Source organism: Frigoribacterium sp. CFBP 13605 (assembly GCF_014839405.1).
Taxonomy (GTDB): Bacteria; Actinomycetota; Actinomycetes; order Actinomycetales; family Microbacteriaceae; genus Frigoribacterium.
On sequence record NZ_JACYNS010000114.1, the window covers coordinates 1 to 7517 of the forward strand.

10 protein-coding genes are annotated in these 7517 nt (G+C 73.3%); 4 read left to right on the forward strand and 6 right to left on the reverse strand.

From position 1 onward, the window contains the following. Positions 1–1520, reverse strand: a 1520-nt coding sequence (locus tag IFT36_RS14165; RefSeq protein WP_200413454.1) for a DEAD/DEAH box helicase, incomplete at its 3' end; no start/stop codon positions are given. A gap of 445 nt (positions 1521–1965) precedes the next feature. Then, positions 1966–2376 (reverse strand): hypothetical protein, encoded by a 411-nt coding sequence (locus IFT36_RS14170; RefSeq protein WP_200413455.1) that lies wholly within the window; start codon positions 2374–2376, stop codon positions 1966–1968. Positions 2377–2522: 146 nt separating this feature from the next. On the opposite strand from IFT36_RS14170, the gene IFT36_RS14175 reads away from it, so the two are divergent. Continuing rightward, positions 2523–2855 (forward strand): hypothetical protein, encoded by a 333-nt coding sequence (locus tag IFT36_RS14175; RefSeq protein WP_157485181.1) that lies wholly within the window; start codon positions 2523–2525, stop codon positions 2853–2855. Between the two features lie 145 nt (positions 2856–3000). On the opposite strand, the gene IFT36_RS14180 is transcribed toward IFT36_RS14175, so the two are convergent. After that, positions 3001–3651, reverse strand: coding sequence for a DUF1684 domain-containing protein (locus IFT36_RS14180; protein WP_200413459.1), 651 nt, complete (start codon positions 3649–3651; stop codon positions 3001–3003). Positions 3652–3826: 175 nt separating this feature from the next. Here IFT36_RS14180 and IFT36_RS14185 point away from each other — a divergent pair, with 175 nt between their 5' ends. Further along, positions 3827–4330, forward strand: a complete 504-nt coding sequence (locus IFT36_RS14185; protein ID WP_200413456.1) for a nucleoside deaminase — start codon at positions 3827–3829, stop codon at positions 4328–4330. Between the two features lie 123 nt (positions 4331–4453). Here IFT36_RS14185 and IFT36_RS14190 read toward each other — a convergent pair whose 3' ends face one another. Next, on the reverse strand, positions 4454–4942 hold the full coding sequence (locus IFT36_RS14190) for a hypothetical protein (RefSeq protein WP_173153562.1): 489 nt from the start codon (positions 4940–4942) through the stop codon (positions 4454–4456). A gap of 87 nt (positions 4943–5029) precedes the next feature. Here IFT36_RS14190 and IFT36_RS14195 point away from each other — a divergent pair, with 87 nt between their 5' ends. After that, positions 5030–5626 (forward strand): hypothetical protein, encoded by a 597-nt coding sequence (locus IFT36_RS14195; protein WP_200413457.1) that lies wholly within the window; start codon positions 5030–5032, stop codon positions 5624–5626. A 48-nt stretch (positions 5627–5674) separates the two neighbouring features. After that, positions 5675–5980 (forward strand): DUF427 domain-containing protein, encoded by a 306-nt coding sequence (locus IFT36_RS14200; protein WP_056043735.1) that lies wholly within the window; start codon positions 5675–5677, stop codon positions 5978–5980. Between the two features lie 227 nt (positions 5981–6207). On the opposite strand, the gene IFT36_RS14205 is transcribed toward IFT36_RS14200, so the two are convergent. Continuing rightward, entirely contained in the window at positions 6208–6852 is a 645-nt protein-coding gene (locus IFT36_RS14205) for a CGNR zinc finger domain-containing protein (protein ID WP_123571330.1), read from the reverse strand. Between the two features lie 73 nt (positions 6853–6925). Continuing rightward, entirely contained in the window at positions 6926–7381 is a 456-nt protein-coding gene (locus IFT36_RS14210; protein WP_200413458.1) for a SprT-like domain-containing protein, read from the reverse strand. Positions 7382–7517: the final 136 nt, after the last annotated feature.

Consider the following 7517-nt stretch of genomic DNA (forward strand, 5'->3'; position numbering starts at 1 on the left):
GAGGCGCCACCGCGGGGAGCGGCGTCGCGGCGGGCGCCGTCGCGGCCACCCTGGCGGCCGCCGTCACGCGAGCCACCCGGACGACCGGCACCGGCACCGGCGCGACCGGCGTCGGAACCGCGACCCGCGCCTCCTTGGCTGGGGCGACCCGAACGGTCCTGGCGGGCGATGGGGTTGCCCTGCGAGTCCTGACGGGCGGCGCGCTTGCGCTGGGCGTTCGCGCCCTGCGAGCGTCCGCCGCCACCCTGCTGCTGGACGGCAGCCTTGGGCGAGGGCTTGACGTAGGCGGCGACCTGGCCGACGAGGGCGTCGACCTCGGGCGAGTTCGGCGTCACGGCGGTGATGGTCGGGCGGATGTCCGCCTTCTTCATCAGCTGGGCGACGTCGCGCTTCTGGCTGGGGATGACGAGGGTGACGACGTCGCCCTCGGCTCCGGCGCGGGCGGTGCGGCCCGAGCGGTGCAGGTACGCCTTGTGCTCGGTCGGCGGGTCGACGTGGATGACCAGCTCGATGTCGTCGACGTGCACGCCACGGGCGGCGACGTCGGTGGCGACGAGCACGCGGGCCGAACCGTCCTGGAAGGCGGCGAGGTTGCGGTCGCGCTGCGGCTGCGACAGGTTGCCGTGCAGGTCGACCGAGGGGATGCCCGACTCGGTGAGCTTCTTGGCGAGCTTCTTCGCGTGGTGCTTGGTGCGCATAAAGAGGATGCGACGGCCCTGGCCGCTCGCGAGCTTCTGGATGAGCGCGTTCTTGCTGTCGACGTCGGGCGTCTCGAAGACGTGGTGGGTCATCTTGGCGACGGGCGAGTTGGCCTCGTCGACCGAGTGCAGCACCTCGTTGTGGAGGAACTGCTTGACCAGCTTGTCCACGCCGTTGTCGAGGGTGGCGCTGAAGAGGAGGCGCTGGCCGTCGTTCGGGGTGGCCTTGAGGATGCGCGTGACGCCGGGCAGGAAGCCCAGGTCGGCCATGTGGTCGGCCTCGTCGAGCACGGTGATCTCGATGGCGTCGAGCTTGACGAAGCCCTGCTTCATGAGGTCTTCGAGGCGGCCGGGGCAGGCGATGATGATGTCGACGCCGGCCTTGAGGGCCTGCACCTGACGGTTCTGCGAGACGCCGCCGAAGATCGTGGTGGTGCGCATGCCGTAGGCCTCGGCGAGCGGGGCGAGGACGGCGTCGATCTGCGTGGCGAGCTCGCGGGTGGGGGCGAGGACGAGGCCGAGGGGGCGACCGGCGCGACGGTTGCCGCCGGCCAGCTTGCCGCCGAGGCGTGCGGCCATGGGGATGGAGAAGGCGAGGGTCTTGCCCGAGCCGGTCTTGCCGCGGCCGAGGACGTCGCGACCGCCGAGCGTGTCGGGCAGCGTGTCGACCTGGATCGGGAACGCGGTGGTCTTGCCTTCTGCGGCGAGCGACTTCACGATCGGGGCGGGCACGCCCAGCGAGCTGAAGGTGACGGCGTCGGCCGTCTCGTCGACGCTCGTGGCGCCGGTGGTGTTCTCGGTGTCGAGGGTGTTCGTTGACATGTGGTGCACCTTTCGGGGCATCGGTGTCGAGCCGGGCCGAGGCTGCCTGGCCGCCTGCTGGTGAGGAGGCACGTCGGGGACGTGCTCGCACGAGGGCGGGGCAGTGCCGGGAGGACGGCTGTCGTAGCCGGGCTCGAGGTGTGGCGACGGTGCAGGTGTGCACGATCGTTTCGCCGCAGAGTGAGCTTCGCGCGCCTGCTGGTCTGCCTGGGTGTGTGCCAGGACGGAGAGGCGGTGAGGGGCGTGCTACGACGCAGGGAGCCGATCGGGCCGGCTCGCAAGTGACCCCAGCCTAGCGGCTGGCGCCGGAAAACGCGACGGGTGTGGTTGTGCACGGCCGTGCGGGGCGCCGCGTGGCGGCGCCGGGGACGAGCCGAGGAGGCGCGGGTCGGCCCCTCAGGACGCCTCGCCCCCACCGCGCCTCCTGACGTCCGACCTGCCTCCGCTACGAGAACAGGCGCCGGATGGCCTTGCCCAGCGGCGTGCGTCGGCGGTGCCAGCCGTGGGCCTCGAGGGTGCGCTTGACCGGGCCGACGACCTTCGCCGAGTTGAACGTGTACGAGCCTCTGACCGAGCCGCGCTGCCGCTCGACGCCGATCTCGGACCTCTTGTACTCGGAGGTCTCCGGGATGAGCGTGATGCGCAGCCGGTACGACTGCTCCCGGCTGCCGAACGGGCCCGACGCCTTGTCGTAGACCCAGGTGAAGACGATGCGTCCGCCCTCGATGCTCGTGGTGAAGGGATGCTCGGGTCGTGAGCCGAGGTCGAGCAGCGCCTGCGTCACGACCTCAGGGCTCGACGGGCTCGACGGGGTCGAGGGGCTCGACGGGGTGGTGGGCGGCGTCGTCGGGGTCATGATCCGACGCTAGTCGACGTGCGCGCGAGGATCGACCTGTCGTTCTACCGCCCGGACGACGTGGTTGGCTACGCGTCGGGGGCGCGAGGGCCGCGGCTCCGGGGGCACGCACCGCGGTCTCCTCCTCGTCCGGAAGGTCTGCACCCATGCGCACATCGACAGTCGTCTCGAGCGTGATCACCGCCTCCGTCCTGGCGACGGCCCTGGTCGGATGCACCGCTTCGGCCTCGATCGACCGGACCGTGTCGTCCAGCGCCTTCGCCACCACGGTCGCCGACGCCCTCGAGAAGGAGGTCGGCACCCGCCCCGACGTCGACTGCGGCGACGACGCGGTCTCCGTCGTCGACCAGGCGGAGGTGCACTGCGACGTCAGGACCCCGGGCTCCGACGTCGTCTACGACTCGGTCTCGGTGATCAGCACGGACGGCGGTGACGACTACGGCGTCGCGGTGGAGGTCGACTCCGAGCCGAAGGGCTAGGCGCGCATCCCCCCGCGGGGTTCGAGCGGTGCGCGCATCCCCCCGCGGGGTTCGAGCGGTGCGCGCATCCCCCCGCGGGGTTCGAGCGGTGAGCGCGTCCGCCCGCCGGGATCGAGCGGGGCGCGCGTCCGCCCGCGGGCCCCGATCAGTGCGCGCGCCCGTACCGTTCGCCGACGGGGATCTCGACCGCGACCGTGTTGCCGGGCTGGGCGAGCGGGCAGGCCCAGGCGGGGTCGTAGGCGCAGCTGGGGTTGTACGCGAAGTTGAAGTCGAGCACGATCGTGCCGGGTTCGCCGCCGGCGCCGAGGTCGGCGCCCTTGACCGAGTCGATCAGGTAGCGCCCTCCGCCGTAGGTGCCGCCGGGCTTGCCCGCCAGCGCGTCCTTGACCGGGATGAACAGGCCGCCGGCGTACTGCGCCAGCTTCCACACGTCGAGGCTGCCGACGCCGGGCACGTCGGCCACGCCGACGAGGTCGAAGAGCACGTCGCCGTCGGTGCCGGTCTCGACCACCATGCGTCGCGGTTCGGCCGGCTCGACCGACACCTCGAAGCGCCAGGCCGGGTCGTACGGCTTCGTCGGCAGGCCGGTGAAGTCGGGGCGGTCCTCGGGCAGCAGCGGGGTCGAGGGGTGCGTCGAGAACAGCTCGTCGCGGGTGCGTCGCCACAGGTCGTGCGCCGCCGCCAGGTCGGTCGCCTCGCGCACGTCGCGGTACAGCCCGTGGATCGTCCGCCGCCACGAGGCGATGTCGAGCGCTCCCTGGGCGGGCGTCGGGGCGGTGCTGTCGGCGGCGTCGATACCGGTGTCGGCGGAGGTCTCACCGGTGGACGAGGAGGCGCGGGTCGGGTCGGTCACCTCTGCCACCGTACGCAGGCGGTCGCCCCGCCGCCCGTGGCTCGCTCACAGGCAGGTCGCCCGTCCACAGCTCGCCGCCTGGCCGCGGCGGACGGCGCTCCCTGGCTACGCTCGCCCCATGACGACCGACACCACGACTCCCGACCCCACCGTCACCCCGGCCGACCTGGCGCGGTTGCACCGCGCCATCGAGGTCGCGCAGCAGGCTCGCGACCACGGCAACCATCCCTTCGGTTCCCTGGTGCTCACGGCCGACGGAGACGTGGTCGAGGCCGAGAACACGGTCGTCACCGAGGGCGACCCGACGGGCCACGCCGAGACGAACCTCGTCCGGCTCGTCGCGCAGCGGTTCGACAAGCCGACGCTCAAGGCCGCGACCCTCTACACGAGCACCGAACCGTGCGCGATGTGTGCCGGAGCGATCCACTGGGCCGGCATCGGCCGCGTCGTCTACGCGCTCGCCGAGCAGCAGTTGCTCGGCATGGTCACCGAGCAGGAGGGCGAGTCCACGCTCGACCTGCCCTGCCGCGAGGTCTTCGCGCGTGGCGGCGGCGCGGTGTCAGTGTCGGGGCCGGCCCTGTTCGACGAGGCCTCGGCCGTGCACGCCGGCTTCTGGGGCTGACGCGGAGCGGTCGACGCGCGACGGCCGACGCGCGAAGGCCGACACGCGAAGGCCGACCCGCGAAGGCTTACCCGCGAAGGCCGACCCGCCACGGCCAAGAGCCGCTGCCGACCGCGCCGCGGGTCAGACGTGCTTCGGGTGGGTCGACGCCCCGCGCCAGGTCGGGGCGAGGGCCTTCATCCGCAGGGCGCGCCACTGCCAGGTCGCCCAGAGCCCGGGCCAGAGCACGAGGCCCAACGGCCCGGCGTGGAACTCGAGCCGGTCGCGCAGCAGCGTGTGGCCCGGACCGTCCGGCACGACGGCCATCCGGTGGTTGATGCGCATCCGGGCGAACTGGCCGCTCGTGCCCCGTCCGGTGTCGCGCTGGATCCACGCACCGTCGCGCTCGTGCCAGTCGAGGTCGACGTGGGTGCTGCCGAGCGGCAGGACGCCGAGGATGCTCGCCGACACCGGGTGCGCCTCCTCGGTCCAGCGGTCGGGGAAGCCCGACGGCGACTCGGACCGGTAGACCACCAGTGGCTTCGTCACGGCGACCATCACCCGAGGGTCGCGCAGGGCGTCGGTCGCGACATCGACGGGGCAGGCGAGGCGGAGCTTGAGCTGCACGTGCATGCCCCGATCCAACTCCCGCCGCCTGATCGCACGTCACGTCGCGTCACGCACGGGCGACGTCCGAGTGCGGCTGCCTACGCTGGTCGGATGAGTCCGCACGGCCAGCAGAAGTACCAGGTGAGGTTCGACCACGGCGTGGCCGGAGCCGCCCGCATCGCCCCGGGCGCGCACGTCGTCGTCGTGGTCGACGTGCTCGACGGGCACGGCACGCTGACGCGGGACGAGACCGTGCGCGTCGTCGCCGGTCTGCCCGAGGTCGCGAGCGGGGCCGACGTCCTGGTCGTCACCGGCGCCGGGGCGGCACCCGAGGTGGCCCGGCACGTGGTCGAGCGTCAGGCCCGACGGGGCGACCGTGCCCTCGTGGCGATCGTCGCCGCGGGGGCGGTCGAGGCGGACGGGTTCCGGCCCGCCGTCGAGGACCAGCTCGCCGCCGGAGCGGTGGTCGACGCGCTCGCCGCGGTCGGCATCGACTTCTCGTCACCCGAGGCCGCCGTCGCCTGCGCCGCCTCCGGGGCGCTCGCCCGGGCCTCGTCGCACCTGCTGACGGCCTCGGCCTCGGCGGCCGAGCTGGTCGCCACCGACCGAGGCGACGTGGTCGACGCGGCCCGCGCCTCCTCGTCCTCTGCCGCCCTCGCCGTCGTGGCCCCGTCGGGCTCCCGAGGGGAATTCACCCCCTCGGCGTAGCGTTGCGGCCAGAGCGACCCGAACGTCGCCCCGACCGCAGGAGGAACCATGAAGGCAGTGCTCACCGACGGAACCGTCGTCGCCGAGGCCCCGAGGGACGAGCTGATCTCGATCGAGGGCAACTGGTACTTCCCGCCCGCGAGCGTCAACTCCGACCTGCTGACCGAGAGCCCCACCCAGTACCACTGCCCGTGGAAGGGCGACACGCAGTACTTCAGCGTCACGTCGGGCGACGACCTGCTACAGGACCGTGCCTGGAGCTACCCGACCCCGATCCCGACCTCGTTCGACCGCGTCGGCAAGGACTACTCGGGATACGTCGCCTTCTGGAAGGACGTCTCGGTCGTCGACTGACCGACCGTCGCCTCCGTGTTCGGTGCGGCCCCCGGCGGGGCCGCAACGCTCACGCCGCCACGTACTCGACAACCCGCCACCGAATCGCGTGGCGGGTTGTTCCGTTCGTGGCGGGGAGAGGGGCAGGGAGCGATCGTGGGCGGCAGGTCGGGGCGGCAAGCCGAAGCGGTGGCCGAGCGGGGCGGCCCGGCGACCGGAGCGCACGAAAGGCCTGCGCGGCTCCCTGCTCAGGCGCGGGCGGCCCGGGCCCGGTGCGCCCGCACCTTGGCACGGTTGCCGCACCGCTGCATCGAGCACCAGCGGCGGCTGCCCGCGCGCGACTCGTCGAAGAAGACGAGCCCGCACGCCTCGTTCGTGCACCGACGGAGGCGCGAGTCCGGTCCGCCGACGAAGCCGACGGCCGTGAAGAGGGTCACCGCGTCGCGCGCGACCGACGCCATCGCCTGCCCGAGCCGCAGGCGCCCGGCCCCGGCCTGGCGTCGTCCGCCCTCGAGCGACGGCGGGACGTCGGGGAGGGCCGCGAACAGGTTGAGGGTGTCGACGTCGTCGGGGTCGGTCGAGGTGCCGTCGGCCGCGGCGACCGCGAGCCGGGCGACCGCGTCGCGCAGGCCTCGGGCGTCGGCGAGCTCGCGGTCGCCGGCCGAGCCCGCGATGCCGTCGAAGCGCTCGCCGATCCAGTCGTCGAGGTCGGCGGGCAGCAGGAGGCCGTCCCAGGGGGTCGACCCGTCGGCGGGCAGGTCGAGGCCCGACTCCGGGCCGAACCGCGACCCGGCACGGAACCCGCCGAGGTACGCGAAGTCGAGGCTGAGCGCGCCCGAGTCGAAGAACCACCGGGTGTCGGTGTCTGATCTGAGCCACTGTCCGGTCTGCACCTGACCACCCTAACCGGTTACGCACCTCCTGGCGGCCCTCGTCCCGCCCGGACCGGGCCCGGGAGGCGCGGTGTCAGACCGCGCGCTTCGTCCAGGTGATGAGGTGGGCCGGGTCGTACCGCCGCGAGCACTTCCCGCAGGCGAGGGGTCGCGCCGGTTGGCGGTAGCGGTAGTGCTCGTGCCCCGCCGGACAGACCCCGACCCACGGGGCGAGCTCGCTGGCGATGGCTCCGTCGTGCAGGCGTGAGCCGACGTAGCCCAGGTCGGTGGCGACGGCCTTCCACTGGGGACCGTGACCGGCGCGGGAGCCGGCGAGGGCGTGGGCGACCTCGTGGAGCAGCACCTGGTGGATCTCGTCGTCGTCGTAGCGGCCGGCGAGGTGCCGCGAGACCGTGATGCGCTTGGTCGTGTAGTTGCACAGGCCCGCGCGCGTCTTGGCGTTGTCGAAGCCGAAGGTCCACACGGCGGGGTCGAGGTGCAGGTCGATGAGCGCGGCGGCCCAGCGCCGCACCCGGTCGAGGTCGGCCACGTCGAGGTCAGGAGGCGCGGGTCAGCGCCGCGGGAACGGCCAGGTGGTGGGCTCGTCGTCGCGCGGGAGGCCGTCGACCACGCCGGTCACGCCGGTGCCGCCCGTGCGGGGGCGGTCCCCGGTGCGGCCCTCGTCG